This window comes from Pararhizobium sp. DWP1-1-3 (assembly GCF_049896125.1).
Lineage (GTDB): Bacteria > Pseudomonadota > Alphaproteobacteria > Rhizobiales > Rhizobiaceae > Pararhizobium.
Genome location: NZ_JAFCTR010000045.1, coordinates 1 through 1,250 on the forward strand (window position 1 = coordinate 1; position 1,250 = coordinate 1,250).

The following is a 1,250-nucleotide window of genomic DNA, read 5'->3' on the forward strand; positions in this document are numbered from 1 at the left end:
CGGCCGTGAATCCAAGTTAACGGTCAAGCGGCGATGATATCGGCCATGTATTGAGGGTTTCGTCCGGCTTTGTTTCGTCTCAGTTTGATGCTTCGCTTGTCTTTATGGCTTCGAACCATGTTGATGGCGAAGTGGCGGACGATGGCCATGTTTGCAGGGCCGTGTCCGGTTCGAGATCGAGCGGCGTCCTCGTTGAAGGTGACGTCGAGCACCCAGTGCAGCGAGTTCTCGATGGCCCAATGGCCGCGTATGGCCTCGGCGAAGTCAAGTGCGGTCATCGAACGCGAGGAGATGTAGAAGCGGACCTGGCTGCTTTGCCTGGACTTTTCATAGACTTGCGCTTGCACCTTGACGATGGTGGCGATGGACGGGAAGCGGTATTCGCCGGGAAAGCGCCTGTCACTGTTGAGCCAGTCAATTTGCGTGGAGACGGTAACCCGCCGCTCTTCGACCCGGCCATGGCCTTTATCGACTTCGGTGACGGTCGAGGTGAGATTTTCCGGAGCATCGGCAAAGAAGCGCTCGATCTCGCCCATCAGGCCGGGCTGGTTGGCCTTGGCTGCCAGCAGGTAATCCGCGCCGGCATCGAGCACGGCTCGCGCGGTTTTGGCATTGCAAGCAATGGCATCGATGGTCACCAGCGCGCCTTTGAGACGATTCTTTTCGGCCAGCCGCTCCAACAGCAGGGGGATGGTGTCCTGTTCGCAGCTTGCCGCCGCCACCGCCTCCTGTCCCAGAACCAGCCGTTCGCGGGTGGCAAAAGCCGAGACGAGATGCAGCGCCGCCCGGCCATTGGATCGGTCATGGCTGCCGCGCGAGGTTTTTCCATCAATCGCCACCAGCGCCGGAGCATCGGGACGAAGCGTCGAAGCCCACGATATGAAGCAATCCGAAAACAGCGACGGATCGATCCGGTTGAGCAGGATGCGCAGCCAGCGCGCGCCGGGTATGCCATGATGATAGGGCAGAAAGCGCCGCAGGAACGGCAGGTTATCCTCACCCCATTCGACGATCTCGTCGAAATCGTCACACGCCCCGATCGTGCCGCAGACCACCAGCAGAAGCACCTCCGGCAACGGATAGGCCACCCGCCATTGATCCCGCTCATCAGCAACCAATCCGAAATGGTCCAGCAAAACCCGCAGCCGCGGGCGATGATCTTCAATCATGTCGGCCTCCAAATCACCGACACACTTGAATCAGACTCGTGAAATTTCCGAAATACCCGTTAACCCGAGTTCAGGGCCGTG

Annotated in this window: 1 protein-coding gene; it reads right to left on the bottom strand. The window is 59.6% G+C overall.

Features of this window, described 5'->3' with window-relative positions; translation table 11 throughout:
• Positions 1-23: 23 nt before the first annotated feature.
• Entirely contained in the window at positions 24-1,169 is a 1,146-nt protein-coding gene (locus ACP7BS_RS29695; protein ID WP_426240920.1) for an ISAs1 family transposase, read from the bottom strand.
• Between the last annotated feature and the right edge of the window lie 81 nt (positions 1,170-1,250).